Source organism: Micromonospora sp. NPDC005291 (assembly GCF_040607415.1).
In the GTDB taxonomy this organism is placed as follows: Bacteria; Actinomycetota; Actinomycetes; order Mycobacteriales; family Micromonosporaceae; genus Micromonospora.
The window spans coordinates 31,554-57,710 of record NZ_JBEXGR010000004.1 but is presented as its reverse complement, the minus strand read 5'-3'; the positions used below and the strand labels follow the sequence as shown (position 1 = coordinate 57,710).

Below are 26,157 nucleotides of genomic sequence, written 5' to 3'. Positions count from 1 at the left end.
GTTTCCGTCGGCTGCTCTCTCGTCTACGCTGCTCGGCGTGGAGCCCACAGCCTTCTTCGTCGCCTCCCGCCCCGCCTCCGGCGAGGGGGAGTTGACCGTCCACCACCCGTACGACGGTCGCCCGGTGGGGCGTACCACGTTCGCCACGACCGACCAGGTCGAAGCCGCCGTCGGCGCGGCGGCCGGGGTGGCCGCGCAGGCCGCGGGCCTGCCCGCGCACGCCCGCGCGGCGGCCCTGGACCACGTGTCCCGGCGGCTCGCCGAGCGTGCCGAAGAGGTCGCCGCCCTGATCACCGCGGAGAACGGCAAGCCGCTGAAGTGGGCGCGCGCCGAGGTCGGGCGGGCGGTGTCGACCTTCCGGTGGGCAGCCGAGGAGGCCCGGCGTTTCTCCGGGGAGTTGCAACGACTCGACACCGACCCCGCCGCCAACGGGCGGATCGCGCTGGTCCGGAGGGTGCCGAGAGGGCCGGTGCTGGGCATCGCGCCGTTCAACTTCCCGCTCAACCTCGTCGCGCACAAGGTGGCACCGGCCATCGCCGTCGGCGCGCCGATCATCGTCAAGCCCGCACCCGCGACGCCCCTGTCCGCGCTGCTGCTCGGCGAGCTGCTGGCCGAGACCGACCTCCCGGAGGGGATGTTCTCGGTGCTGCCGCTGCCCAACGACCGCGCCGCCGAGCTGGTCACCGACCCCCGGCTGCCGGTGGTGTCGTTCACCGGCTCCGGACCGGTCGGCGCGGCCATCCGCCGCGAGGCGCCCCAGAAGCACGTGACGCTGGAACTGGGCGGCAACGCGGCGGCGGTGATCTGCGCGGACTGGACGTCCGACGAGGACCTGGGCTTCGCCGCGCAGCGCATCGCGACCTTCGCCAACTACCAGGCCGGCCAGTCCTGCATCGCCGTCCAGCGGGTGTACGTGCACCACACGCTCTACGCCGACTTCCTGCCCCGGCTGGCGACGGCGGTGCGTGAGCTGCGGACCGGTGATCCCACCTCCGAGCTGACGGACGTCGGGCCGATGGTGTCCGAGGACGCGGCCCGCCGGGTCGAGTCGTGGGTGGCCGAGGCCGTCGCCGCTGGCGCCACCGTCGAGGTGGGCGGCGTCCGCGACGGCGCGACGTACCCCCCGACCGTGCTCACCGGCGTGCCGGCCGACGCCAAGGTCGTCGCCGAAGAGGTCTTCGGGCCCGTGCTGGTGGTCACGCCGGTCGCCGACGACCAGGCCGCGTTCGCCGCGGTCAACGATTCGGCGTACGGCCTGCAGGCTGGCGTGTTCACCCGTCGCCTGGACGTTGCCTTCTCCGCCGCCCGCACGCTGGAGGTGGGCGGGGTGATCGTCGGCGACGTGCCGTCGTACCGCGCCGACCAGATGCCGTACGGCGGGGTCAAGGGCAGCGGCGTCGGCCGGGAGGGGTTGCGCAGCGCGATGGACGACTACACCGAGCCGAGGGTCATGGTGCTGACCGGCCTCGCGCTCTAAGTCGGCCTCATGCTCTAGGTCGGCCTCGCGCTCTAGTCGGCCTGCCAGGTGCCGTCGTCGCGGACCCGGGCGGGGGCGCGGCCGAGCAGCAGAGTGGTCAGCGCGGCGTCGATGGTGTCGCCGAGGAACCACTCGCCGGCCTGATCGAGCGCGAAGACCCGGCCGCGTTCGTCCACCGCCAGGATGCTGTCCTGTTGCTCGGTGCCGATCGGGAAGAGTCGTACGCCGAGCACCGCGCCGAAGTCCGCGAGGGTGTCGGCGGTGTGCGCGATGGTGTGCGGGCGGATGTCGAAACGGGAGATCCACACCTGCTCGCCCCGGCCGCGCCGAGCACCGACCAGGCTGGGAAAGGCGGTCAGCGCCTCCACGGCGGCGGGAAAGACCGCGTGCTGATGGGTCAGCCCCGGCACCGCCGTGACATCCCGCACGGCCGCAGCGGCCATGATCTGGTCCCCGATGTGCGGTGCCCACCCGGCGGCGACCAGCGCGTTGGCAACCTCCGGTGGGAAGCGCCCCGGATCGGGGTCGGGCTGTGTCGGCGCGCGCCACGTCTCGGTGTAGGCCCGAGCCGACTCCGGCAACACGTTGGCGCGCATCAGGAAGGCGATGCAGGAATCGCAGGGCCGGTCGGCGGGGCCACCAGCCGGATCACCCGGCTCACGGATCCGGAAGATCTCGAACCGGGCGCCGTCCAGCAGTGTCGCTGCTTCGGCTCGACCCATCGGCGCGATGCCCTCGGCGGCCCGGCGGTGGTCGTATTCGTGCAGGACGTCGGAGACCACGATCAGCTCGGCATGAGACTCACCCCCGCGGACCAGCTCGCCGGGAGGCAGCTGGTCCAGGTAGGTGCGGACGAGCGGGTGATGGTTCAGCGGGACGTCGCTCTTCGTGCCCTGGGCCGTCCAGATTCGCCCGTCGACGGTCAGGTGCGCAGCGGTGTTCGGCGTGGCCGCCCGATGGATCTCCCGGGCCGGCAGACTCGACGGATCGACAGTGCGGGGAGCGGTCGGCCCGGCGGGCTGGCTGCGCCGGTACATCTCCGCCACCAGGGTGCTCGGCACGCGGGGCCAGGTGGTGACCGTGCCGGTCTGTTTGTCGATGACGGTCGTCGGCAGGTCACCGGGGACCGTCCGGACCTCGGTGGACACGACGGACGTGATGACGTAGCCGAGGTCGAACTCGTCGACCATGGCCGTGCACTCGTGGCCGAGGCGCTGGGAGTCGCGGCGGGCCCAGGTGGCGGCAAGCTGCTCGGCCTGTTGTCGGTCGATCACGTACTGAAACTACCGGACCACACGGATCGATGGCGGCCGGTATCGTCTCGCTCTACCGACGGTGACGGGAGGAGCGGCGGTGAGCGAACAGGTGGACCGGGGTGCCAATCGCGAGCTAAGGGCCCGATTCGACGACGTGTATGGGCAATACCAGCAGCTCAGGTCCGGTTTGGACAGCCTGCAAACGCGGCTCGCCGAGCTGCGGGTGACCCGGCGGTCGCCCGACGGGCAGGTGACGGCGACCGTGGGCGCCCAGGGCCAGTTGATCCAGGTCGAGCTGACGCCGGCCGTCTACCGGGATCGGGACGCCGGGGCGCTCGGCCGGAAGATCACCGAAACGGTCCGCGCCGCCGCGACCGCCGCCGCCGACGCCACCCGCGCCCTCGTCGCCGAGAGCATGCCGGCCGGCTCCGGGTCGGTGGACTTCCTGCGTACCGGAGATTACGCCGCGCTGCTCGGCCGGGCCGATGCCGTGCTCGGCAGGGGTGAGGGGACGGCATGACCGACGGGCAGCTCTGGCTCGATCCGTCCCGGGCCCGCCGGGGCGGTGCCGACCTGGCACTCGCCGGCGAGGCGGTGGCGGCCCGTCGAGCTGCGGTGGGTGGTGCGATCGAGGCCGCCAGCGGTGCCCGGCCATGGGGTCGCGACGACATCGGCGACGCGTTCGAGCGCACCTACCGTGGGTTCGAGCAGACCGTGCTGCGGGCCTGGGCGGGCGTCGGGCACCGGCTCACCGACCTGGGCAGCGACGTGGTTCGCGCGGTCGATGCGAGCGTGCAGACCGACGGGGCCAGCGCCGCCCGGTTCGGTCGGGCCGCCGACCAGAGCTGACGACCGGCGATTCCGATGAGCGTGCTGCCGAGCCCTATCCCGCACCCCCTGGACCACGCGCCCTGGGACGTGCCGGGCTGGATCTACGAGGCCCTCGACTGGGTGGTCGGCGTCCAGTGGCCGGAGGGCAACGAGCGGGCCGTCTGGGACGTCGCCGACCAGTGGTACGCGGTCGCCGCCGTGCTCGCCGGCCCACACGCCGACGCCGTCGCGGCCGCCGTCGAGGTGCACAGTGGGTACGGCGGCGTCGGGGTGGTCGATGCCGCTTTCGAAGCGGCCTGGCGGGGGATCGCCGAGGGTGCTGACGCCCCGCTGCCCGTGCTGCTCGCGGTCACCGCCGACCTGGGCCGTCTGGTCGAGGAGTGCGGCTGCGACATTGAGGGCGCCAAGCTGGAAGTCTGGATCGAGCTGGGCATCCTGGTCATCGAGCTGCTCGCGGTGGCGGTGGCGGCGGTGCTCACCGCCGGGGCCGCGACCCCGGCCGCCGGCGCGGCGATCACCGCGACCCGGCTGCTGGTCCAACAGATCTTCAGGCGACTGATGGGCCAACTGGCCAGCAAGTCCCTCAAACACGGGCTCAAGGAGGCCGGCGAGCGGGCCGCCAAGGAGGTCGCGCGGGGTGGCGTACGCGGGCTCGCCAAGCGGGCCGCCCATGAAGGGCTGGAGGAGGCCGCGGAGGAGTCTGGTGTCACCCTGGCCACCCAGGCGTACCAGAACTCCACCGGACGTGCGCACGGCCTGGACCTGACCGACCTCGGCGCGTCGGCGGTCGGCGGGCTCGCCGGCGGGGCGGTGGCGCCACTGGCCGGCCTGGGCCGGCACGCGACCGGGCGAGCGGCACGGGTCGGGGAGCACCTGGGGCGGGAGATGACCGGCGAGGTGCTCGCCGACGGCGCCGCCGGCCTGGCCACCGGCCGGGGCCTGACCTCGCTGGAGGACGCGGCACGCGCTGCCGCTTCCGGGGCCACCGGTTCGGCGACCGGCCAGACCGACCACGCGTTGCGCGCCCGGCTCGACGCGCAGGCCAACGCCCTCGCCGGAGCAGCACTCGCCGGTCAATCCCTCCCTTCCGTGGCACCTGTTGTGGGCTCCACGGTGGCGTCCTCGGCTTCGGGGGCATCTTCGTGGGCGGGGGCATCTTCTTCGGCGGGGGCGGCGTCTTCGGCGGTCGCGCCGCCGGTCGCCGCGAGTGCGGTGGGTTCGAGTGCGGTGGCGTCGAGTGGGGCGGATTTGTCTCCGGGCGTTCCGGTGCAGTCGGCGACGGCCGTCGTCCCGTCGCAGCCTGACCACGTGGCGCCGCTACAAGCCGAGTTGCTGACCTACTCGGGTAGTGGTCTGTCACAGGTGGCCGAGGTGCCGCCATCGCTCCCCGTCGTCGCAGTGTCCGAGGTGGACGGGGGAAGCCGTTCGATGCCCGCGTCGGACGGGCCGGGCACGTCAAACCCGATCGCGGCCGACCCCACGCTCTCGTCGGCGGTCGTCGAGCCGACGCTCTCGTCCGTTGTCGCACCCGTGGCCGGGACCCTCGAACCGACCAGCGTGCCGGCCTCCGGTGCTGTGCAGGGCCACCCGAGCAGCTCGCACCACACCACCACCGCCGGCCCAACCGCCTGGTCTCCATCGACTGGCATACCAGCACCGCCGACCGCCCCCGGCCCCCCAGCGACGGTCATGGTCGCCACCCCGACCACGACCAGCGGTACGCCGCCGCCGGTCACCTCCACGCCACCGGTGGTGGGCCGAGTCACCGTGCCGTCGCGCGTCCCGCTGCGGGAGACCCTGGCGCCGGTGCGAGCACCCGACCATCCGGCCCGCGGTCGGGCCTCCATCCCCGTCGACGTGGCCGCGTTCGGCGATCCGGCGGTGCCCGCAACCGAGACCAACGACTCGTACGCGGCCCGGTGGGCGGCCGAGGCGGAAGCCGCCGAGCGGCGGCGCTACCAGGGGCACTACGAATCGCAGCGGACCGGGTTCGAGAACAATCGCCGGCAGTCGGAGGCCACCCGACTGCGCGCTCGGGCCGCCGAGCACGACCGCAGGGCCGTCGAGTACGCCACCTACGCCCGACAGCTGCATCAGGCCGGCCACCGGCAGTGGGCCGACGGCTGGCAGCGGGCCGCGAACGACGAGACGCGCGCGTACGCCCAATGGCGTGACCTGGCCGACGCGGTGCTGGTCGGAGCCACGGCGCCGCCGGTCGTGGACATCGGTGCCACCGCCTTTGAGCATGCCAACAGGGACGTGGGCGCCCTCGCGCTCGGCGCGGTGGACACGGCCGGCCCGTCCCGGCTCACCGGCGACGACGTTCCCCCGCCGATCGATGACTCCCGACCGTACGGACAGCCTGGAGGGCTGCGTCCACCACTCGCCCTGCACCAGGTCGACGTCGAACGGCAGATGCCCCGCGAGTCCGACGGCACCATCACCCGCACCGCGGACCCCCGACAGGGCGGCTGGTTCCGGCTCCTGAACGACGGAGGTCCCAGGGCCGACGCCACCCGGGGCATCAACTGCCTCGACTGCACACTGTCGATGTTCGAGACGTGGGTGCACGGGCGGCCACGGGTGTCGGCGCCGCGCACCTTCGACGGCTACCTGGACGGTGACACCCGACGCCCGATCCGTGGCGAGGCCGGCGGCCCGGGCCGCGTGGAGGACGTGACCGGCGGACGCTTCCAGCAACTCCTCTCCCCGCCGGCCGGCCAGCGCCCGCACCCCGAGCAGGCGCGACAGGCCGCCGACCGGGGCTACCGCAACCTGCACGACCAACTGCTGCTGGGAGGGCACGGCAGCTACGCGTTCCTGGTCACCGAGTGGTCGCACGGTGGTTCGCACGCCTGGGTCGCGCTCAACCAGAACGGCACGGTGCTCTACGTGGACCCGCAGAACGGCGTGGTCCGGGACCGGCCGTTGTACCCCGACGTGGTCGGCATCGACGCGCTGGTGCTGAGCGGAGACGGCCGACCGATGCCGCTCGGCGGGCTGCCCCGGGGCCGGTTCAGCGAGCGGCCCGACCTACCGGACCACCCGCCTGCGCACGACGACGGCGGTCACGGTGACCCGTACATCAACCGGATGTACCTGCTGCTGGACGGACCAGGTTCGGTGCAGCATCCGGTCACTCCGGAGGGTGGCGCGGTCGAAGTTGAGGAGCCGGATCCTCTGGGTGTTGATTTGGCGCAGCTGACGGCAGCGGAGTTAACGGCGTTGACGGACCTCCGTGATCGCGCACTCGCCGCTGCCGATCCAGTCGAAAACGCTCTGGCGCAGGTCGGGCAGAACGCGACGGAGACCATGGGCCTCAGCGAGCCGGTGCAGCTGCGCGACCGCGAGTTTCGCGTCAAAGGGTTGGATTCGCTGGCACGGAAGTATCTCGACGAGGCGCGCGGTGCGGACATCGGAGTCGAGGAATTCGCGGAGACAGTCAACGACGTCTTGAGATTCTTGTTGGAGATGCCCTCTGGGGAGAACTATCGGCACGGTGTCCAACTGATACTCGCGGGCCTCGCGGAGGCGGGCTTCTCGGTCCCGCAGTCGGACCTCAAGAACTTCTGGCGCGCCGGTAACAGGTTCTACGGCTTCAACTGCACCCTCCGATCGCCCGACGGTTTCCTGTTCGAGCTGCAGCTGCACACGCGCGAGTCGAGGGAAGCATGGATGCAGACTCACGGCGACTACGAAATCCTGCGCCGGGTCTCAAGCAGGCCGGAGGAGCATGTGCAGGCGTTCCTCCGGATGCTTGCCACGAACCGTGAGCGCCGGATGCCGGAATGTGTCCCACCCGGCTTGGATGATGACTTTCCCACCAAGGACGCCAGCTTCGCCAAGTGGTTGAGTCGGAACGGAGACGCCTGGCAGAAGTATCGATCGTGGCTTGACCGCCACGGGGCTAACTTTTCGCAGGTAGTGCAGGAGTTGGGACTCGAGTCTCGCGACTTCCCGGTAGCAGAGGACGTCGCCATCAAGTTGGAGAAGGAAATTGTTGACGTACTACGTAATTTACCGAAATGACGAGAGGGTGGGAGGGCCGGCCGGCCTGTTCGTCATGGATGTGGGCGTAGGAAAGGCGATCCTCTGGGACCACCGGAGGCGAGACTGGGCCTTCGATCCGGATCTTGTGGTGCGCTTTGTCAACGACCTTCGAAACCTTGACCGCTACGAAACTGTCGATCGTTCGACGGCCGAGAGCGTGGCTGAGATCGTCACGGGTGGCACAGCCCTGCCCAACGAGGAGGCAATCCGCGCCATGTTTGCGGCAAGTGCCAGTGGCGGCGGGCGGCAGTCGTCCGATCAGCAGTGAGCCGCGTGGCGGCAGTAGTGGCGCCGAGGGTGATCGACTCCGGTTCGGCGACATTGCGGCATCCGGGTCCGTGGATAGCCCCATGTCGGTGATGTGGAGTGGATCATGGCGCGCGACGGTGGTGCCGGGCGCGACGGTGGTGCCGGGCGCGACGGCGGTGGCGGGCAGTGTGGCGGAGGCGGTGGCCGTACAGGAGGAGTTGCGGCCGTTGGTCGACCTGGTCGGGCCGGGGCCGAGCGTGCCCGCGACGGTGGCTGGCCTGGACGTCGCGTACTCGCAGGACGGTGACCTGCTGGCGGCGGCCGTGACGGTGCTGGATGCCCGGACGTTGGCCGTGGTGGACTCCGCGGTCAGCGTGGGTCGGCCCTCGTTCGGCTATGTGCCCGGGTTGTTCGCCTTCCGTGAGTTGCCCGCGTTGCTCACCGCACTGGACCGCCTGACCACCCTCCCGGACCTGCTGGTCTGCGACGGGCACGGGCTGGCTCATCCGCGCCGGTTCGGGCTCGCCTGCCACCTCGGGGTGGTCACCGGGCTGCCCGCGATCGGGGTGGGGAAGACGCCGCTGGTCGGGACGTGGGATCCGCCGCCCGCCGAGCGGGGTGCCTGGTCGCCGTTGTGCGACGGCGGCGACGTCGTCGGTCGGGTGCTGCGAACCCGGGACGGGGTGAAACCGGTCTTCGTCAGCGTCGGCCATCGGATGAGCCTGGAGAACGCGACCGCGCAGGTGCTCGCGCTGACCCCGCGCTACCGCCTGCCGGAGACCACCCGCACCGCCGACCGACTCTGCCGCGACGCCCTGGCCCGCACGCAACAGGCGAACTGATCGCCCGAATCAGCCCGACTGGAAACGCGGACCAGCCAACTGGAAACACGGACCGGCCCGACTGGAAACGCCGATCAGCCCGACCAGAAACACGGTTCAGCCCGACCGAGAAGGCTCCCACCGCAGGTCGGCGGGCTGGGCCGTAAACCGTAACGCGGCACACATCTGGGCCGCTCAATGACCGGTGGGGTGAGTGGGCCGGTAGTAGCCTGACCCGCGAACCCCACCCGGGGAGAACGGTGAGGTAATCATGACGGTGCGTCGACGCGCGGCACGGCTCGCGGCGGTCTGCGGTCTGGTGGGCGGCCTGGTGATGCTCGGTGCGTCGCCGGCGCTGGCCGCCGACGACTCGGTCCGCGTGGGTGCGGCCAGCAGCTTCGCCGCAGGCGGCTCGCCGCAGGGGGTGAACGTCGCGGTGCGCAAGCGCTCCGACGGGTGCGTCCTGCTGCGTACCGCGCTCGGTCTGCGTCTTGAGGGTCTCGGGCCGGACCAGGTGAAGGTCGAGGTCAACGCGGGCGGGCGCTGGTTCCCGGTGGCCGTCACCGGCGGTGGCGGCAGTGTCGCGACCGCGCAGACGTCGCCGACGAAGCCGACCCTGTGCAAGGGCAAGGGCGTCACCGTGCGGTACCGGGTGGCGTTCGCCGCAACTGCCCTGGCTGGCCGACTCGTCGTTACCGGCGCGGGTGTCAGCGTGGCAGGCAAGGAGTTGGGCCGGGGAAGCGACTCGGCGAAGGTGACCGGCGGGCGGGTCACCCCGTCGCCGACTCCGACGCCGTCGAAGAAGCCGTCGGCCACTCCGAGCCCGACGGAGGCCGCGACCGTTGATCAAGCGGTGAACCCGGCGGCGCCGGGTGGCGTGTCCGGCGCGCCAGACACCACGGCGACCGCCGCCGATTCGTCCGGCGGAGGATCGCCGGTGATGTTCTTCGGCATCGTGATGGTGGCGATCGGGCTGCTGCTCGTCGGGCTGCTGTTCCGTCGCTCGCGACAGGATCGAAAGCCGTCCGCCGAGCCGCCCGTGCTGCCCGGCAACCCCGGCGGCACCACCTACCGCTCCGGCGGTGGGTCGCCGGCCGCGCCCGGTCGCCCTGGGCAGGTGTACGGCCAGCAGCCGCCGGCCACCGGCTGGGATGCCGTGCCGTCCCCGCGACCCGCCACGAGCGGGGTCTACGGTGCCCGGCCGGACAGCCCCGGTTCGACCCCGGAGGCGACGCAGCCGATGCCGGGGACGCCCGAGGCCCGGCCGCTGCCCGGGGGTCCGCCCACCGACGATGGCGGTCACACCGTGTTCATGCCCCGGCTCCCCGGCTGAGCGGGGCGCGACCCGGACCCTCCGTTAGGCTCAGGCTCGGTGTCTAACTTGCGGCCAAGGAGTGGAACACGTGTCTGATCTGTCCCAGATTGTGAAGGCGTATGACGTCCGAGGGACGGTGCCGGACCAGTGGGACGAACGGGTCGCGGAGGCGTTGGGGGCGGCATTCACCCAGCTGCTCAACTCCACCGACGAGCCGGGCGACGCGGTCGTCGTCGGGTACGACATGCGAGCCACCTCGCCCGGCCTGGCGGCCGCGTTCGCTGCCGGCGTACGGGCCGAGGGGCGCTCGGTGATCGAGATCGGGCTCGCCTCGACCGACCTGCTCTACTTCGCCTCCGGCTCGCTCGACCTGCCCGGTGCGATGTTCACCGCCAGCCACAACCCAGCGCAGTACAACGGCATCAAGATGTGCCGCTCCGGCGCCCGTCCGATCGGCCAGGAGAGCGGTCTGACGGAGATCCGGGATCGGGCCCAGGCTCTCCTGGACTCGGGCGAGACCCGCCCGGCCGGCGAGCCGACCCGGCCGGCCGAGCGGCGCGACCTGCTTCCCGACTACGCCGGCTACCTGCGCAAGCTGGTCGACCTCTCGGGCATCCGCCCGTTGAAGGTGGTCGTCGACGCGGGCAACGGGATGGGCGGCTTCACCGTTCCCACCGTGCTGGGCGACGCCGCCCTGTCGCCGCTGCCGCTGGAGATCGTGCCGCTCTACTTCGAGCTGGACGGCACCTTCCCCAACCACGAGGCCAACCCCCTGGACCCGGCGAACCTGGTCGACCTCCAGCGCGCGGTGGTCGAGCACGAGGCCGACATCGGGCTGGCCTTCGACGGTGATGCCGACCGGTGCTTCGTGGTGGACGAGCGCGGCGAGCCGGTCTCGCCGTCGGCGATCACCGCCCTGGTCGCCGCGCGTGAGCTGGCCAAGCACCCGGGTTCCACGGTGATCCACGGTCTGATCACCTCCAGCGCGGTCGCGGAGATCATCCGTGAGCACGGTGGGCAGCCGGTCGTCGCCCGGGTCGGGCACTCCTTCATCAAGGCGGAGATGGCCCGGACCAATGCCGTCTTCGGCGGCGAGCACTCCGCGCACTACTACTTCCGGGACTTCTGGTTCGCCGACACCGGGATGCTCGCCGCGATGCACACCCTGGCCGCGTTGGGCGAGCAGTCGCTGCCGCTGTCCGTACTGGCCAGCGAGTACGAGCGCTACGTCGCCTCGGGCGAGATCAACTCGACGGTGGCCGACCAGGCGGCGGCGGTGGCCGAGGTGCGGGCCGCGTACCCCGACGCGGTGGCCGACGAGATGGACGGGCTCACCCTGCGTTTCCCCGATGGCGCCTGGTTCAACCTGCGCGCCTCCAACACGGAGCCGCTGCTGCGGCTCAACGTCGAGGCGCCCACCCGGGATCGGATGGTCTCGCTCCGGGACGACGTGCTCGACCGCGTTCGCCGATAAGATCGCCTGCGCCGGTCGGCACCGCCGCCGGTGAAGCCGCACACGTGGAAGGAGCCGTGCCATGGCCCTGGATCCGCAGTTGCTCGAGATTCTCGCCTGTCCGGACACGCACCACGCCCCGCTCACCTACGACGCCGAGGCGCAGACGTTGACCTGCACGGAGTGCGGCCGGATCTTCGAGGTCCGCGACGACGTGCCGGTGCTGCTGCTGGACGAGGCGCGTGGCGGCCCGGGGCAGCCGTCATGATCGACGGTACGGCCGGGGTCAGCGGACGTCGCGATGCCGACGAGGCCCTGCTCGACGACCCGGAGGCGCTGGCCGAGCACGACCCGGGCGGCATGCTCCGGCACACGGCGTCGGCCGGTGCGCAGGTCCGTGAGAGCGCCGCACTGGCTGCCGAGGCGAACCTGGCGGTGCTCGCCGACGACGGGCGGCCCCGAGCCGTGGTCATCGCCGGCATCGGCACGGCGGGGCGTACCGGGGACGTGCTGGCCACGGTCGCCGGGCCGCGCTGCCCGGTCCCGATCATCGGGCACCGCAGCGCTGGCGTACCCGGTTGGGTGGGCGCGGCCGACGTGGTGATCGCGGTGAGCGCGTCCGGTCGTAGCCCCGAGGCGCTCGGCGCGGCCGAGGCGGCGCACCGGCGTGGTGCCCGGCTGGTCGCCGTGGGTGCCCCCGACTCGCAGTTGCAGTCGATCGCCGAGCAGGCCCGGGCGCCGTTCATCCCGGTGCCCCGGCGCGCACCGGCCCGGGCCAGCCTCTGGGCGCTCACCGTGCCGGTCCTGCTCGCCGCCCGTTCGCTCGGGCTCGTGAAGGTCAACGAGGCGGACCTGGCGGAGACCGCGGCCCGGCTCGACGCGGATGCCGACCGCTGCCGGTCCGCCGCGGAGTCCTTCGTCAACCCGGCGAAGTCCCTGGCCCTGGCCCTGGCCGGCTCGATCCCGATCGTCTGGGGCTCGTCCCCGCTGGCCACCGTGGCTGCCCGCCGATTCGGCGACACCCTGTCGGCCAACGCCCGCTACCCGGTGGTCACCGGAGCGCTCGGTGAGGCCGGTCGGGGCCGGGTCGGGCTGCTCGACGGCGTCTTCGGCGGCCTGGCCGAGGGGGAGCGGGACATCTTCGCCGACCCGGCGGAAGAAGACGGCGAGGGCACCCGGCTGCGGCTGGTGCTGCTGCGCGACGGCGGACTGAACGCCGAGGACGACACCGACGAGCCGCTCGCGGTCGAGGAGCGCCGCGCGGACGCGGTGCAGACCCTCGCCGAGCGTCGCGGCGTGCGGTGCGACGTGGTCACCGCCGAGGGCGGCTCCGCTCTGGAGCGGCTGGCCTCGCTGATCGCGGTCCCAGATTTTGCCTCGATCTACCTTGCCCTGGCCCATGGGCTGGACCCGATGGCCGTACCGGCCATCACCGAGATGAAGGAGCTGTCGAACCAGTGAACGAACGTAGGGGGCGGCGCGGCATGCGCGGACCGATCGGCTTCGTCGGGCGAAGCGGAGCGGCGGCATGAGCGCCACCGGTGGGAACAAGGCGATCGTTGCCGCCCTGCTGGCCAACGTCGGCATCGCCGTCACCAAGTTCATTGCGTTCCTGCTCTCCGGTTCGTCGTCGATGCTGGCCGAGGCGGTCCACTCGGTCGCCGACTCCGGTAACCAGGCCCTGTTGCTGCTCGGCGGCAAGCGGGCCAAGCGCGCGGCGACCCCGGAACACCCGTTCGGGTACGGCCGTGAGCGCTACATCTACGCGTTCATCGTGTCCATCGTGCTGTTCAGCATCGGTGGCCTCTTCGCCCTGTACGAGGCGTACCACAAGTGGGACCACGAGGAGGGCATCAAGTCCTGGCACTGGCTGCCCGTCGTCGTGCTGGTGGCGGCGATCGTCATGGAGTCGTTCTCCTTCCGGACCGCCATCAAGGAGTCCAACCACATCCGGGGCAACCAGTCCTGGGTGCGCTTCATCCGCCGGGCCAAGGCGCCGGAGTTGCCGGTGGTGCTGCTGGAGGACTTCGGCGCGCTGGTCGGTCTGGTGTTCGCGCTGTTCGGTGTCGGCATGACTCTGATCACCGGCAACGGCCGGTGGGACGCTGCCGGCACCGCGATGATCGGCGTGCTGCTGGTGATCATCGCGGTGGTGCTGGCCATCGAGACGAAGAGCCTGCTGCTCGGTGAGGGCGCCGAGGCGTCTGAGCTGGCTGCCATCGAACGAGCCGTCACCGACGGCCCCGAGGTGGAGCGGATCATCCACATGAAGACGCTCTACCTGGGGCCGGAAGAGCTGATGGTGGCCGCGAAGATCGGCGTGCCGTCCTGTGAGAGCGCGCACGACCTGGCCCGGGGCATCAACGCCGTGGAGGCGCGGATCCGCGCCGCCGTGCCGACCGCCCGGGTGATCTACCTGGAGCCGGACATCTACAGCGTCGCCGCCGCCGAGGCCGGCACCGGCGCCGCCGCCGACACCGCCGTGCCGCAGCAGCAGGATGCGTCGGGCGAGGCGGCCGGGCGGTCCGGGGGCTGACGGGTGGAGCCACTGTACGGACCGATCCGGGACTACGCCTGGGGGTCGCGCTCGGCCATCGCCCTCCTGCAGGGGCGGCCGGTGCCCAGCGAAGGCCCGGAGGCCGAGCTGTGGTTGGGAGCCCACCCGGGCGCACCGGCCAGCGTGGACCGTGCCGGTCTGCGGGTGAGCCTCTGCGACCTGGTGCGTGACGAGCCGGGGCAGTGGCTCGGCCAGCGGGTGTCCGAGCGGTTCGGCAGCCGGCTGCCGTTCCTGCTCAAGGTCCTTGCAGCGGACGCGCCGCTGAGCCTGCAGGCACACCCGGACGCCGAGCAGGCCCGGGTCGGCTACGCGGCGGATGCGGAGCGCCCCGAGGGGGAGCGCAACTACTCCGACTCGCACCACAAGCCGGAGTTGCTGGTCGCGCTCACTCCGTTCGAGGCACTGTGCGGTTTCCGGGACCCGGCGGAGTCGGCCGAGGCGCTCGCCTCGTTCCGCGTACCGGAGTTGGCGCCGGTGGTCAGCGCGTTACGGACCGGGCCGGCGGGGCTGCGGACGGCGGTGCGGACGCTGCTCGGCTGGCCGGTCGCGGAACGCCCCACGTTGCTGGGTGCCGTGCTGGCGGCGTCGGCCGACGGCCCGGACGCGGAACTGGTCCGCCGCCTGGCCGAGGCGTACCCGGCCGATCCGGGCGCGCTGGTCGCGCTGCTGCTGCACCACGTGCGGCTGACACCGGGGGAGGCGATCTGGATGCCCGCCGGCAACCTGCACGCGTACCTGAGCGGTTGCGGTGTGGAGATCATGGCGGCCAGCGACAACGTGCTGCGCGGCGGCCTGACCCCGAAGCGGGTGGACGTCGACGAGTTGCTGCGGGTGCTGCGTTTCGAGGCGCTCGACGATCCGGTGCGGGCCGCGCAGGCGGTCGGCCCGGGTGTGGACTGGTGGCCGGTTCCGGTGGACGACTTCGCGCTGCACCGGGTGCGGGTTGGTGCGGCGGTGCCGTCGGTCACGCTGCCGCTGCCCGGTCCCCGGGTGGTGCTCTGCGGTGGTGGCTCGATCACCGTGGACGACGGTGCCGGCGCGTTGACGCTCACCTCCGGCGAGGCGGCGATCGGTACGGCGGCCGACGAGCCGCTGCGGATCAGCGGTGCCGGTGAGGCGTACGTGGCGACCTCCGGATTGCGGTGACGCGGACGCTCTGGCGCCGACACAAGTCCGACTTTTCCGGAATAGCTTGACGCTGACTTGCCTGAGTGTGACTCTATGAGTACGCAGCGTTATCGCGACGACGGTCCGAGAACGTGCGGGGAACCAAACCGGGGGGATGCACGGGGCGGGCGGGACGTGGGCGGGAAAGTCTGTCCATCACCGACCGCCCCGTGCGCTGTCCGCGGACCGTCCCCGACGCCCGTCGTCGACGCGCGTAAGGTGGAGGATCGGCGCAGACATCGTTCGACAGGAGCTTTCATGACCAGCACCCTCCCGGCGTCCGCCAGCGGTACGCCGTCCGAGGCTCGGCCGAGCACGCTCGCCGAGGGCGACTTCAAGGTGGCGGATCTGTCGCTCGCCGAGTTCGGGCGCAAGGAGATCCAGCTCGCCGAGCACGAGATGCCCGGCCTGATGTCGATCCGTCGGGAGTTCGCCGAGGCGCAGCCCCTCGCTGGCGCGCGGATCACCGGCTCGCTGCACATGACCATCCAGACCGCCGTCCTGATCGAGACGCTGGTCGCGCTCGGCGCGCAGGTGCGCTGGGCGTCCTGCAACATCTTCTCCACGCAGGACCACGCCGCCGCGGCGATCGTCGTCGGCCCGAACGGCACCCCCGATGCCCCTGCCGGCGTCCCGGTGTACGCCTGGAAGGGCGAGACGCTGCCGGAATACTGGTGGTGCACCGAAAAGGCTCTGACGTGGCCGGACGGCTCGGCTGGCGAGGCCGGCAACGGCCCGAACATGATCCTCGACGACGGCGGCGACGCCACCCTGCTGGTGCACAAGGGCGCCGAGTTCGAGCGGGCCGGGGCGGTCCCGCCGGTCGAGTCCGCCGACTCCGAGGAATACAGCGTCATCCTCGAGCTGCTGCACCGCTCGCTCGCCGAGGACGGCCAGCGCTGGACCCGGATCTCCGCCGGCATCAAGGGCGTGACCGAGGAGACCACCACGGGCGTGCACCGGCTCTACGAGATGCACCGCGCGGGCACCCTGCTCTTCCCGGCCATCAACGTCAACGACTCGGTGACCAAGAGCAAGTTCGACAACAAGTACGGCTGCCGGCACTCGCTGATCGACGGCATCAACCGGGCCACCGACGTGCTGATCGGCGGCAAGATGGCCGTCGTGATGGGCTACGGCGACGTGGGCAAGGGCTGCGCTGAGTCGCTGCGTGGCCAGGGCGCCCGGGTCGTGGTGACCGAGGTCGACCCGATCTGCGCGTTGCAGGCCGCGATGGACGGCTACCAGGTCGCCACCCTGGACGACGTGGTCGAGCAGGCGGACATCTTCATCACCGCCACCGGCTGCTTCGACGTCATCACCAACGAGCACATGGCCCGGATGAAGCACCAGGCCATCGTCGGCAACATCGGCCACTTCGACAACGAGATCGACATGGCCGGCCTGGCCAAGCGCTCGGACGTCGAGCGGGTCAACATCAAGCCGCAGGTCGACCTGTGGCGCTTCGCCGACGGGCACGCCATCATCGTGCTCTCCGAGGGCCGTCTACTGAACCTGGGCAACGCCACGGGGCACCCGAGCTTCGTGATGTCGAACTCGTTCGCCAACCAGACGATCGCCCAGATCGAGCTGTTCACCAAGACCGAGGAATACCCGATCGACGTCTACGTGCTGCCCAAGCACCTGGACGAGAAGGTCGCCCGGCTGCACCTGGGCGCGCTCGGCGCCAAGCTGAGCACGCTGACCAAGGAGCAGGCCGCGTACCTGGGTGTCTCCACGGAGGGTCCGTTCAAGCCGGATCACTACCGCTACTGAGCGACACGTCCGGACCGGGTCGGCTGTTCGCAGCCGGCCCGGTTCGTCGTCTCCGCCTGTGGTCCGGTGTGCTCAGCCCGAACGAGGACCGCGGCGGGTGGGGCGGAACCACGTCCAGACGCACCAGGCCAGCCAGCCGACCGATACGACGGTGGCCAGCGCCCGCAGGCGCAGCGCGCTGAGCAGCAGCACCACCGCCAGCACCGTCAGCCACGGCAGGAATCCCTTCACGGCGGGGATCCTTCCACAGCCGAATGGGGGCGGCCCGCCGTCGGGTGGTTCAAGGGCCTGGCCGCGAGGTGAGTGAACTTGCCATGAACGACTTGACGAGGGCCCTGGCCAGGAGGAAGGTATGCCTGCCCTAAGTTAGCTGAGAAGTGCCTGAAGACCTCGGAGCCGGGATGTTCGCCACCTACCTGATCGGCCTGCGGGAAGGCCTGGAAGCCACCCTGGTGGTCAGCATCCTGGTCGCATTCCTGGTGAAATCGCAGCACCGGAACCGGTTGCCACAGGTTTGGGCGGGCGTCGGCCTGGCCGTGGCGCTCTCGGTGCTCTTCGGTTGGCTGATCGAGTACACGTCGACCTCGCTGCTGGCCCGCTCCGAGGATCGGGAGCTGTTCGAGGCGATCACCTCCGTCGCCGCCGTGGTCTTCGTCACCTGGATGATCTTCTGGATGCGCCGGGCCGCCCGGACCATCGCCGGAGAGTTGCGGGGCAAGCTCACCGAGGCGCTGGCCGTCGGGTCCCTCGCGGTCGCCGGCATGGCCTTCCTCGCGGTGATCCGGGAGGGCCTGGAAACCGCGCTGATCTTCTACTCGGCCGCCCAGGGTGCGGCCGGAGATAGCGGGCCGCTCCTCGCGTTGATCGGCGGCATCGCCACCGCCGTGGTGCTCGGCGTGCTGCTCTACGCCAGTGCTCTGCGGATCAACCTCACCAAGTTCTTCACCTGGACCGGCGCGCTGCTGATCCTGGTCGCCGCCGGCATCCTCAAGTACGGCGTGCACGACTTCCAGGAGGCCGGTGTCCTGCCCGGCCTGAACGACCTGGCCTTCGACATCACCAGCGTGCTCGACCCGAGCACCTGGTACGCCGCCCTGCTCGCCGGCATGTTCAACGTGACTCCCGCGCCCACCGTGCTGGAGATGGTCGCCTGGGTCGCGTACGCCGTGCCGGTCCTGCTGCTCTTCCTGCGCCCGACCCGTCGCAAGCCGGCACCCGTCGCGGCGCCGGCCGGGCCCGCGAGCGAGGCGGCCCCGGCGCCCGGCGCGAGCGACACCGCGACCACCCCCACCACCGTCACCGAGCGCGGGGCCGACACCGGCACCGAGGCCGAGGCCGAGGCGGCGTCCACGCCGCAGCGTGCCTGACCCCACGAGGAGAGACAGCTCAGATGCGTAGCACCCAGTTTTTCGCGCTGGCCGCTGCCGGCGTGCTGGCGACGGCCGGTGTAACCGCCTGCTCCGACGCCGACAAGGGTGATTCGGCCGCTGCCGGCGGCCCGATCGTGGTCAAGGCCAGCGACACCGCCTGCGAGGTCGGTACGACCGACCTGGGCGCCGGCACCGCCACCTTCAAGATCACCAACTCCGGTGCGAAGGTGACCGAGTTCTACGTGTACGCCGACGGCGACCGCGTGATGGGCGAGGTGGAGAACATCGCCCCCGGGTTGAGCCGTGAGCTGCACGTGGAGTTGCCGGCCGGCACGTACCAGACGGCTTGCAAGCCCGGGATGAGCGGCAAGGGCATCCGGGGCGCGCTCAAGGTCAGCGGGTCGGCGCAGCCGCTCACCGCCGACGCCGCGTTGGGTGGTGCCACCGAGAACTACCAGCGCTACGTCAGGAGCCAGACCGCCGCACTCCTGGACAAGACCGAGGAGTTCGTCGCCGCGGTCAAGGCCGGCGACGTGGCGAAGTCCAAGGCGCTCTACCCGGTCGCCCGTACCTACTGGGAGCGGATCGAGCCGGTGGCCGAGATCTTCGGTGACCTCGACCCCAAGATCGATGGCCGTGAGGAGGTCATCGAGGAGGGGATGGAGTTCACCGGCTTCCACCGGATCGAGAAGGACCTCTGGCAGTCCGGCGACATCAGCAAGGACGGCCCGATCGCCGATCGGCTGCTGGTCGATGTCAAGGAGATCGTGGCCAAGGCCAACGCCGAGAAGCTCTCTCCGCTCCAGCTCGCCAACGGCGCCAAGGAACTGCTCGACGAGGTGGCCAGCGGCAAGATCACCGGCGAGGAGGACCGCTACTCGCACACCGACCTGTGGGACTTCGCCGCCAACCTCGAAGGTTCCAAGGCGGCCGTGTCCGCCCTCCGCCCGGCGCTCGAGCAGCGCTCACCGGAGCTGGTCAAGCAGTTGGACACCGAGTTCGCCAACGTCGAGGCGCTGCTCGGCAAGCACCGCGACGGCGACGGGTGGAAGCTGCACACCGCGTTGAGCAAGACCGAGCTCAAGGAGCTCTCCGACGGCATCAACGCGCTCGCCGAGCCGATCAGCAAGGTCGCGGCGACCGTCGCCAAGTGAACGGATGGCAGAAAGAGTCGAGTCGATGAGCGAGAGCAGGTTCACCCGGCGGCGGGCGATCACGCTCGCCGGCGCCGGGGCGGCCGGGGTCGCCGGGATGGCGGTCGGCGCGGGGGTCTTGGTGAACGGCTCCCGTGGCCCGGCCGCGGCGAGCGACCACCCGGCCGGGGCGGTGCCGTTCCACGGCGAGCACCAGGCCGGCATCGTCACCCCGGCGCAGGACCGGCTGCACTTCGTCGCCTTCGACGTGATCACCAAGGACCGGGCCCGGCTGGCGGAGCTGCTTGAGGAGTGGACGGCCGCCGCCGCCCGGATGACCGCGGGGCGGGACGCCGGGGTGCTCGGCGCGGTAGGCGGGATGCCGGAGGCCCCACCGGACGACACCGGTGAGGCGCTCGGCCTGCCCCCGTCGCAGCTCACCCTGACGATCGGCTTCGGGCCGACGCTGTTCCGCGATGCCGACGGCCGGGACCGCTTCGGTATCGCCGACCGGCGGCCGGCCGCCCTTGTCGAGCTGCCGAAGTTTCCCGGCGACGCGTTGCAGCCGCAGCTCTCCGGCGGCGACCTCTGCGTGCAGGCGTGCGCCAACGATCCGCAGGTGGCGGTGCACGCGATCCGCAACCTGGCCCGGCTCGGCATGGGCGTGGTGAGCGTCCGCTGGTCGCAGCTCGGCTTCGGCCGTACCTCGTCGACCTCCCGCGACCAGGCGACCGCGCGCAACCTGTTCGGGTTCAAGGACGGCACGGCCAACCTCAAGGCCGAGGACACCGACCTGCTGCGCGACCAGCTGTGGGTGCAGCCGGGCGACGGGCCGGACTGGATGACCGGCGGCTCGTACCTGGTCACCCGCAAGATCCGGATGCTGGTGGAGACCTGGGACCGGACCTCGCTGGCCGAGCAGGAGGAGATCGTCGGCCGGACCAAGGGCAGCGGTGCCCCACTGGGTCGGACCGACGAGTTCGACGAGCCGGACTTCGCCGCGCGGGGCGCGGACGGCGAGCCCGTGATCGCCGAGCACGCCCACGTCACGCTGGCCCACCCGAGTCGGAACAACGGTGCCCAGTTGCTGCGCCGGGGCTACAACTTCGTCGACGGCTCGGACGGCCTCGGTCGGCTCGACGCCGGCCTCTTCTTCATCGCCTACCAGCGCGATCCGCGCCGCCAGTTCGTGCCGATCCAGACCCAGTTGGCTCGGCACGACGTGATGAACGAGTACCTGCGGCACGTCTCCAGCGGCGTTTTCGCCTGCCCGCCGGGGGTACGCGACGGCGGCGACCACTGGGGGCGGGCACTCTTCGGCTGACCATCGTCCGGATGGCGACAGCGGGATCGGCCGAGGCTGCGGTGGCGCCGGGCGGTGCCGAAGGGGATCATGGTGACAGCCTGGCCCGGAGCTCATCCATTCCGCCAGGCACCGCAGCACGTGGCGCCGCCGCCGCGGGTCGTGGTGACAGGTTCGTCGGCGGCGATATCCATTACCGGCAGTCGCCGGTCCCACCAAACTGAATGAGGATGCAATATTAATCCCATGAGAGCCCGCGTACTGGTGGTCGACGATGACCCCGCGCTCGCCGAGATGCTTGGCATCGTGCTGCGCAGCGAGGGTTTCCTGCCCTCCTTCGTAGCGGACGGGGAGCGGGCGTTGGCCGCATTCCGTGACAGTCGTCCGGATATCGTGCTGCTCGACCTGATGCTGCCCGGTATGAGCGGTATCGACGTCGCCCGGTCGATCCGGGCGGAGTCCGGCGTGCCGATCGTCATGCTGACCGCCAAGAGCGACACCGTTGACGTCGTGCTCGGCCTGGAGTCCGGTGCCGACGACTATGTGGTCAAGCCGTTCAAGCCCAAGGAGCTGGTCGCCCGGATGCGGGCCCGGCTGCGCCGGGGCGAGGACGTGGCCCCCGAGATGCTGACCATCGGGCCGCCCGGCAACCAGATCACCATCGACGTGCCCGCGCACACCGTCAGCCGCAACGACGAGGAGGTGAAGCTGACACCGTTGGAGTTCGACCTGCTGGTCGCGCTCGCCCGCAAGCCACGTCAGGTCTTCACCCGCGAGGTGCTGCTGGAGCAGGTCTGGGGCTACCGGCACGCGGCCGACACCCGCCTGGTCAACGTGCACGTCCAGCGGTTGCGGGCCAAGATCGAGCCCGACCCGGAGCGACCGGAAATCATCCTCACCGTCCGGGGCGTGGGTTACAAGGCGGGGACCGGATAGCCTGGTCGCACTGTGTCGACCTCTCCGCCCCCGCACCCTTCGAGCACGGCTGCCCGCCGGCCCAGCGCCGGCGGGGATTTGTGGCGCGCCGTGAGCGGCCGGGCCGCCCGGGTGGTGGCCGGGGTGCACCAGACCTGGCGCCGCTCGCTCCAGGTCCGGGTCGTGACCATCACGCTGGTCGCGTCCAGCCTGCTGGTCGGCGGCTTCGCGTTCCTGATCGCTGACAAGATCACCACCATCCTGCTCGACAACGCCCGCAGCGACGTCCGCCAGCGGGTGACCAGCGGCGCCAGCTACGCGGCCAAGCAGGTCTCCCTCTACGGCCAGCCGCAGGCGGCGCAGCTCCAGCAGACCGTCGACGGCACGGTCAACTACCTGGCCGGCGGTGACCCCCAGCAGACCAGCGGGGTGGTGGTGGCGATCACGGCCGACGGCTATCCCAACGACATCCAGACGCGCACCGCGCCATCCGCGAACGTCCAGTCGCTGATCAGCCCGGAGCTGCGGGCCTCGATCGCCGACGGCAAGGTGGCCAGCCAGATCCGCACCGGGCGGCTCACCGGTGAGTCGACCAAATACCTGGTCTACGGCTCACCGGTGCCCACCCGCTTCGGCCAGATCGAGCTCTACTACCTGGTGCCGTTGACCCGGCAGGACGCCACCGCGGCCGACGCCCGCGCGACCGTGGTGGCCACCGGAGTCGCCCTGGTGATCCTGCTCGGGCTGCTCGCGGCGCTGGTCACCCGCCTGGTGGTCAACCCGGTCCGGGTCGCCGCACGGACCGCCCAGCGGCTCTCCGCCGGGCTGCTCGACCAGCGCATGGTGGTCAACGGTGAGGACGACCTCGCCCTGCTCGCGGCCTCGTTCAACCAGATGGCCACCAACCTGCAACGGCAGATCCTGCGCCTGGAGGAGATGTCCCGGTTGCAGCGCCGCTTCACGTCCGACGTCTCGCACGAGCTGCGTACCCCGCTGACCACGGTCCGGATGGCCGCTGACCTGATCTTCGCCGAGCGCGACGAGTTCGACCCGGCGGTGGCCCGCAGCGCCGAGCTGCTCCAGGCCGAACTGGACCGGTTCGAGGAGCTGCTCACCGATCTGTTGGAGATCAGCCGCTTCGACGCGGGCTTCGCGATGCTGGACTCCGAGCCGACTGACCTGGTGCCGGTGGTGCACCGGGTCGTCGATCGCTTGGCCGGCCTGGCCGAGCGGGTGGGCGTCCCGATCGAGCTCGACCTGCCGGGCACACCGGTGATCGCCGAGGTCGACCCGCGCCGGGTCGAGCGGGTGTTGCGCAACCTGGTCGGTAACGCCGTCGAGCACGGCGAGGCCCGCCCGGTGCTGATCACCCTCGGCGTCGACGAGACCGCGGTGGCGATCACCGTTCGCGACCGTGGTGTGGGGCTCAAGGTGGGCGAGGAGAAGCTGGTGTTCAACCGGTTCTGGCGGGCGGACCCGTCCCGGGCCCGGCAGACCGGGGGCACCGGGCTGGGCCTGTCGATCAGCCTGGAGGACGCCCGGTTGCACGGTGGCTGGCTGGAGGCGTGGGGTGCTCCCGGGCAGGGCGCGCAGTTCCGACTCACGCTGCCGGCCCGGGCTGGTGACCGGCTGACCACCTCGCCACTGCGGCTGGTGCCGGCCGACGCCGCGCTGCCGTTCGGCGGGCCCCGCGACGGCGGTCCGCTGGCCATCGGGCCCGGCACCGGCGGGGCACTGGCGATCGGCCCAACCTCGGGCGGGGACGCACAGCGGGCGGAGGTGCGCTCATGAGGCGGCCGACTCTGCTCGGGGCACTCGGCGTGGTGGTGCTGCTGAGCGCCGGCTGCGGCATCCCGGCGGCGTCCGACGTGCGGGTGGACGGCAAGGGCGAGGCTGCGACGAAGGCCGGCCGCGTCGACGGCCCGGGCAGTGAGCCGCCGACGCGGACGGCCAGCGGCAGCCTCAACGAGGTGTTCGTGCGCAACTTCCTGTCCGCCGCCGCCGGCGAGCCGGACCGGGCGTACGAGCGGGTCAAGGCGTTCATCGCCCCCGAGGACAAGCCCAGCCTGCAGGACAAGAAGGGCAGCGAGGTCGCGCTGAACGTGGTCCGGCTGCGCGAGGCGGTCTACACCCTGAACAGTGACTCGACCACCACCGTGAAGATCACGGTGCAGCAGATCGGGGTGCTGCGGGCCAACGGCATCCTGGCTCCTCCGGTCGCGACCGAGACGCAGTACGAGTTCGGGCTGCGCAGCGCGGCGTTCGACAGTGATGTCAACGACGAGCGGGCCGGCCTGTACGTCCTCGACCCGCCGAACGTGCTGCTGCTCAGCGACGAGGCCCTCAAGCGGTACTACCAGGACGAGTCGATCTACTTCTGGAGTTCCGACCGCACCCGGCTGGTGCCCGATCAGCGTTACCGGCCGCTGGCGGTGCCGGACGAGCGTCGGGTCAACGAAGTGGTGAAGTGGCTGGTCGGCGGCCCCTCCGACTGGTTGCGCCCGGGCGTCGTCGGGCTGCCCGACGGCACCGAGCTGATCAACAACGCCACCGGCGCCAACGGTCGGTGGGAGGTCAATCTGGACATGTCCGGTGACGACCAGAACGGCATCGACCAGCTGATCACCCAACTCGCCTGGTCGTTGGGCGACCGGCCGGGCGAGCTGGAGTTGAAGGTCCGCAACAACTCGCAGCCCGTGCAGGACCTGGACGAGCGGCGGACCTCCAAGCCCCTCTACCCGAACGCCGTGAGCCCGCAACGGTTCGGCGTGTACGAGGGCGCGATCCATCCGCTCGACTTCGGCAGCGAACTGAGTGGCGCGGTGCCGTTGGCGCCCGCGGCCAACCGCACCATCGTCTCGGCCGACCTCGCACTGGCCAAGGAACAGCGGGTACTCGCCGCGATGGTGGTCACCGGCAGTAGCAAGAGCCGGTACCGACTCGCGGTGGGCACGGGCACGGAACCAATCTCCGTCATCAGCCGCAGCAGTACCGAGTACTCCGCGATCAGTCGCCCGGTCTGGCTGCGTACGGTCGACTCCCGCCCCGGCCGGGGCCTGGTGGTGGCCGACGGGCAGCTCTACCGGTTCGATGAGGCGGCCCGGATGCACCCGGTGCCACTCAACCTGCCCCAGGTCACGGCGGTGGCCGCCGCGCTGGACGGCCAGCGGGTCGCGCTGATCGCCGGCGGCCGGCTCTACGTGGCGGCGGTCAACCCGGACGGCGGCGGGGTCTCCATCGGCCCGCCCCGACAGTTGGTCACCTCGCTGACCGGCCTCACGGCGGTCGACTGGGGCAGGGAGGACCGGCTGGTGGTGGCCGGGTCGGCGGGCCAGCCGGCGATCTACGAGATCAGCGTGGACGGCGCCTTGGAGACGCCCCTGCGGACCGACGTGGGAGCCAAGGTCAACCACCTGACGGCGTACCCGACCAATCGCAACGTGCGGGTGCCCAGCGGGGCGTACATGTACGAGGCGAACGGGGTGGCCTACCGCAGCAGCCCGTTCGAACGGATCGAGCACGACCGTGTGCGGGACATCCCCCCGACACCGGCCGGCGTCCGCGCGAGCAACCCGTCGGCACCGTTCTTCCTCTACTGACGCCGTGCGCGGGCTCTGGGCGGACCTCGCCGACCTGGTGCTACCCGTCGACTGTGCGGGCTGTCGGGAGCGCCGGCCCGGCCTGCGGCACGGGGTCTGCCCGGCTTGTGTCACGGCGCTGGGCGCGCTGCGCCCACGGTCGGTCCGCCCGACCCCCGCCCCGCCGGGCCTGCCGTCCTGCGTCGCACTCGGCCCGTACGCCGGCCCGCTGCGTGAGGCCCTGCTGACCTACAAGGAACACGGCCGGCACGGGTTGGCCCGCCCGCTCGGCGCCCTGCTCGCCGAGGTCGTCGCGGCGGCGGTCGGCGCGGCTCGTCCGTTGGCGCTGGTCCCGGTCCCGGACACTGCGGCGGCGGCCCGGTCCCGTTACGGCGACCACCTGGACCGACTGGCCCGGCACTGTGCGGCCCGGCTCACCCAGGGCGGCTGGGCGGTGCAGGTGCACCGTCCGCTGCGTGCCCTGCCCCGGCCCGACTCGCTCACCCTGGACAGCGCCGGGCGGGCGGCGGCGGCGGAGGCCGCCTTCCAGCCCCGCTCCACAGCACCGGGCGGGGGTCGTGCCGGGGGCGTGGCGCCGGTCGTGGTGCTGCTGGACGACATCGTCACCACCGGCGTCACCCTGGCCGCCGCGGCCCGGGTGCTGACCGCGACCGGATGGGAACCGAGTGTTGCCGCGGTGCTCGCGGCGACCGAAAAACGATACCTTTCGTAACCCACTGTGTTTCCGTTTCACCCGTTGGTGTATGAGCTGCGAAAATTCCTGGGCGGTCTCGGCAACATGGGGTGACGGCCGGGTAAACACGAGTTAGCGTTTCGCTGTCGGGGGTAGGAGGTCTTTCCACCCGCCCCTGGCGGTGAGAGGAGGCGTAGCCGTACCAACCGGTC

At 71.4% G+C, this 26,157-nt stretch carries 22 protein-coding genes; 20 read left to right on the top strand and 2 right to left on the bottom strand.

The annotated features are described in order from the left end of the window. Positions 1 to 37: 37 nt before the first annotated feature. Positions 38 to 1,477, top strand: coding sequence for an aldehyde dehydrogenase family protein (locus tag ABZT18_RS06900; protein WP_354995662.1), 1,440 nt, complete (start codon positions 38 to 40; stop codon positions 1,475 to 1,477). A gap of 32 nt (positions 1,478 to 1,509) precedes the next feature. Here the strand turns inward: ABZT18_RS06900 and ABZT18_RS06895 are convergent, their stop codons facing one another. After that, positions 1,510 to 2,751, bottom strand: coding sequence for an SUKH-3 domain-containing protein (locus ABZT18_RS06895; RefSeq protein WP_354995661.1), 1,242 nt, complete (start codon positions 2,749 to 2,751; stop codon positions 1,510 to 1,512). A 79-nt stretch (positions 2,752 to 2,830) separates the two neighbouring features. Between ABZT18_RS06895 and ABZT18_RS06890 the strand changes: the two genes are divergently transcribed. The 12 genes from ABZT18_RS06890 (at position 2,831) to ahcY (ending at position 16,952) form a co-directional block, all read left to right on the top strand. After that, complete coding sequence (locus tag ABZT18_RS06890) at positions 2,831 to 3,253, top strand: YbaB/EbfC family nucleoid-associated protein (RefSeq protein ID WP_354995660.1); 423 nt, start codon at positions 2,831 to 2,833, stop codon at positions 3,251 to 3,253. Further along, the gene (locus tag ABZT18_RS06885) at positions 3,250 to 3,582 is read left to right on the top strand and encodes a hypothetical protein (protein ID WP_354995659.1); all 333 of its coding nucleotides are present in this window, start codon (positions 3,250 to 3,252) and stop codon (positions 3,580 to 3,582) included. The genes ABZT18_RS06890 and ABZT18_RS06885 overlap by 4 nt, the downstream gene beginning before the upstream one ends. 15 nt (positions 3,583 to 3,597) lie before the next feature. After that, complete coding sequence (locus ABZT18_RS06880) at positions 3,598 to 7,593, top strand: toxin glutamine deamidase domain-containing protein (protein ID WP_354995658.1); 3,996 nt, start codon at positions 3,598 to 3,600, stop codon at positions 7,591 to 7,593. Further along, positions 7,565 to 7,882 (top strand): hypothetical protein, encoded by a 318-nt coding sequence (locus tag ABZT18_RS06875; RefSeq protein WP_354995657.1) that lies wholly within the window; start codon positions 7,565 to 7,567, stop codon positions 7,880 to 7,882. Before ABZT18_RS06880 ends, ABZT18_RS06875 begins: the two co-directional genes overlap by 29 nt. 82 nt (positions 7,883 to 7,964) lie before the next feature. Further along, positions 7,965 to 8,705: a deoxyribonuclease V gene (gene nfi / locus ABZT18_RS06870; RefSeq protein WP_354995656.1), complete on the top strand. Its 741-nt coding sequence runs from the start codon at positions 7,965 to 7,967 to the stop codon at positions 8,703 to 8,705. 250 nt (positions 8,706 to 8,955) lie between these two features. Continuing rightward, positions 8,956 to 10,017: a hypothetical protein gene (locus tag ABZT18_RS06865; RefSeq protein WP_354995655.1), complete on the top strand. Its 1,062-nt coding sequence runs from the start codon at positions 8,956 to 8,958 to the stop codon at positions 10,015 to 10,017. A 70-nt stretch (positions 10,018 to 10,087) separates the two neighbouring features. Further along, positions 10,088 to 11,473 (top strand): phosphomannomutase/phosphoglucomutase, encoded by a 1,386-nt coding sequence (locus ABZT18_RS06860; protein ID WP_354995654.1) that lies wholly within the window; start codon positions 10,088 to 10,090, stop codon positions 11,471 to 11,473. Positions 11,474 to 11,534: 61 nt separating this feature from the next. Beyond that, the gene (locus ABZT18_RS06855; RefSeq protein WP_030490836.1) at positions 11,535 to 11,720 is read left to right on the top strand and encodes a Trm112 family protein; all 186 of its coding nucleotides are present in this window, start codon (positions 11,535 to 11,537) and stop codon (positions 11,718 to 11,720) included. Beyond that, complete coding sequence (locus ABZT18_RS06850; protein WP_355250753.1) at positions 11,717 to 12,913, top strand: SIS domain-containing protein; 1,197 nt, start codon at positions 11,717 to 11,719, stop codon at positions 12,911 to 12,913. The genes ABZT18_RS06855 and ABZT18_RS06850 overlap by 4 nt, the downstream gene beginning before the upstream one ends. 67 nt (positions 12,914 to 12,980) lie before the next feature. Next, positions 12,981 to 13,988, top strand: coding sequence for a cation diffusion facilitator family transporter (locus ABZT18_RS06845; protein WP_355250750.1), 1,008 nt, complete (start codon positions 12,981 to 12,983; stop codon positions 13,986 to 13,988). A 3-nt stretch (positions 13,989 to 13,991) separates the two neighbouring features. Next, positions 13,992 to 15,155 carry a mannose-6-phosphate isomerase, class I gene (gene manA / locus ABZT18_RS06840; protein ID WP_354995651.1) on the top strand — a complete coding sequence of 388 codons (1,164 nt, stop codon included), beginning with the start codon at positions 13,992 to 13,994 and terminating at the stop codon, positions 15,153 to 15,155. A gap of 279 nt (positions 15,156 to 15,434) precedes the next feature. Further along, positions 15,435 to 16,952, top strand: a complete 1,518-nt coding sequence (ahcY, locus tag ABZT18_RS06835; RefSeq protein ID WP_354995650.1) for an adenosylhomocysteinase — start codon at positions 15,435 to 15,437, stop codon at positions 16,950 to 16,952. A 72-nt stretch (positions 16,953 to 17,024) separates the two neighbouring features. Here ahcY and ABZT18_RS06830 read toward each other — a convergent pair whose 3' ends face one another. Then, complete coding sequence (locus tag ABZT18_RS06830; protein ID WP_272615629.1) at positions 17,025 to 17,183, bottom strand: hypothetical protein; 159 nt, start codon at positions 17,181 to 17,183, stop codon at positions 17,025 to 17,027. Between the two features lie 170 nt (positions 17,184 to 17,353). On the opposite strand from ABZT18_RS06830, the gene efeU reads away from it, so the two are divergent. The 7 genes from efeU (at position 17,354) to ABZT18_RS06795 (ending at position 25,984) form a co-directional block, all read left to right on the top strand. Next, positions 17,354 to 18,319: an iron uptake transporter permease EfeU gene (gene efeU / locus ABZT18_RS06825; protein ID WP_354995649.1), complete on the top strand. Its 966-nt coding sequence runs from the start codon at positions 17,354 to 17,356 to the stop codon at positions 18,317 to 18,319. 23 nt (positions 18,320 to 18,342) lie between these two features. Further along, complete coding sequence (gene efeO / locus ABZT18_RS06820) at positions 18,343 to 19,476, top strand: iron uptake system protein EfeO (RefSeq protein ID WP_354995648.1); 1,134 nt, start codon at positions 18,343 to 18,345, stop codon at positions 19,474 to 19,476. Between the two features lie 25 nt (positions 19,477 to 19,501). After that, positions 19,502 to 20,779 (top strand): iron uptake transporter deferrochelatase/peroxidase subunit, encoded by a 1,278-nt coding sequence (efeB, locus tag ABZT18_RS06815; RefSeq protein WP_354995647.1) that lies wholly within the window; start codon positions 19,502 to 19,504, stop codon positions 20,777 to 20,779. 225 nt (positions 20,780 to 21,004) lie between these two features. Beyond that, complete coding sequence (mtrA, locus tag ABZT18_RS06810) at positions 21,005 to 21,694, top strand: MtrAB system response regulator MtrA (protein WP_007455837.1); 690 nt, start codon at positions 21,005 to 21,007, stop codon at positions 21,692 to 21,694. Positions 21,695 to 21,706: 12 nt separating this feature from the next. After that, a complete protein-coding gene (gene mtrB, locus ABZT18_RS06805; RefSeq protein ID WP_354995646.1) occupies positions 21,707 to 23,464 on the top strand; it encodes an MtrAB system histidine kinase MtrB in 1,758 nt (585 codons plus the stop codon). Beyond that, positions 23,461 to 25,272, top strand: coding sequence for an LpqB family beta-propeller domain-containing protein (locus tag ABZT18_RS06800; protein WP_354995645.1), 1,812 nt, complete (start codon positions 23,461 to 23,463; stop codon positions 25,270 to 25,272). The genes mtrB and ABZT18_RS06800 overlap by 4 nt, the downstream gene beginning before the upstream one ends. Positions 25,273 to 25,276: 4 nt before the next feature. Beyond that, positions 25,277 to 25,984 carry a ComF family protein gene (locus ABZT18_RS06795; RefSeq protein WP_354995644.1) on the top strand — a complete coding sequence of 236 codons (708 nt, stop codon included), beginning with the start codon at positions 25,277 to 25,279 and terminating at the stop codon, positions 25,982 to 25,984. The last annotated feature ends 173 nt before the right edge of the window (positions 25,985 to 26,157 follow it).

What these genes read in the sequence shown, in the direction of transcription:
- ABZT18_RS06885 (WP_354995659.1), top strand. Translation starts at nt 3,250, where the DNA reads ATGACCGACGGGCAGCTCTGGCTCGATCCGTCCCGGGCCCGCCGGGGC.
- ABZT18_RS06880 (WP_354995658.1), top strand. Translation starts at nt 3,598, where the DNA reads ATGAGCGTGCTGCCGAGCCCTATCCCGCACCCCCTGGACCACGCGCCC.
- nfi (WP_354995656.1), top strand. Translation starts at nt 7,965, where the DNA reads ATGTCGGTGATGTGGAGTGGATCATGGCGCGCGACGGTGGTGCCGGGC.
- ABZT18_RS06865 (WP_354995655.1), top strand. Translation starts at nt 8,956, where the DNA reads ATGACGGTGCGTCGACGCGCGGCACGGCTCGCGGCGGTCTGCGGTCTG.
- ABZT18_RS06855 (WP_030490836.1), top strand. Translation starts at nt 11,535, where the DNA reads ATGGCCCTGGATCCGCAGTTGCTCGAGATTCTCGCCTGTCCGGACACG.
- ABZT18_RS06850 (WP_355250753.1), top strand. Translation starts at nt 11,717, where the DNA reads ATGATCGACGGTACGGCCGGGGTCAGCGGACGTCGCGATGCCGACGAG.
- ABZT18_RS06845 (WP_355250750.1), top strand. Translation starts at nt 12,981, where the DNA reads ATGAGCGCCACCGGTGGGAACAAGGCGATCGTTGCCGCCCTGCTGGCC.
- ahcY (WP_354995650.1), top strand. Translation starts at nt 15,435, where the DNA reads ATGACCAGCACCCTCCCGGCGTCCGCCAGCGGTACGCCGTCCGAGGCT.
- efeU (WP_354995649.1), top strand. Translation starts at nt 17,354, where the DNA reads ATGTTCGCCACCTACCTGATCGGCCTGCGGGAAGGCCTGGAAGCCACC.
- efeO (WP_354995648.1), top strand. Translation starts at nt 18,343, where the DNA reads ATGCGTAGCACCCAGTTTTTCGCGCTGGCCGCTGCCGGCGTGCTGGCG.
- efeB (WP_354995647.1), top strand. Translation starts at nt 19,502, where the DNA reads ATGAGCGAGAGCAGGTTCACCCGGCGGCGGGCGATCACGCTCGCCGGC.
- mtrA (WP_007455837.1), top strand. Translation starts at nt 21,005, where the DNA reads ATGAGAGCCCGCGTACTGGTGGTCGACGATGACCCCGCGCTCGCCGAG.
- ABZT18_RS06800 (WP_354995645.1), top strand. Translation starts at nt 23,461, where the DNA reads ATGAGGCGGCCGACTCTGCTCGGGGCACTCGGCGTGGTGGTGCTGCTG.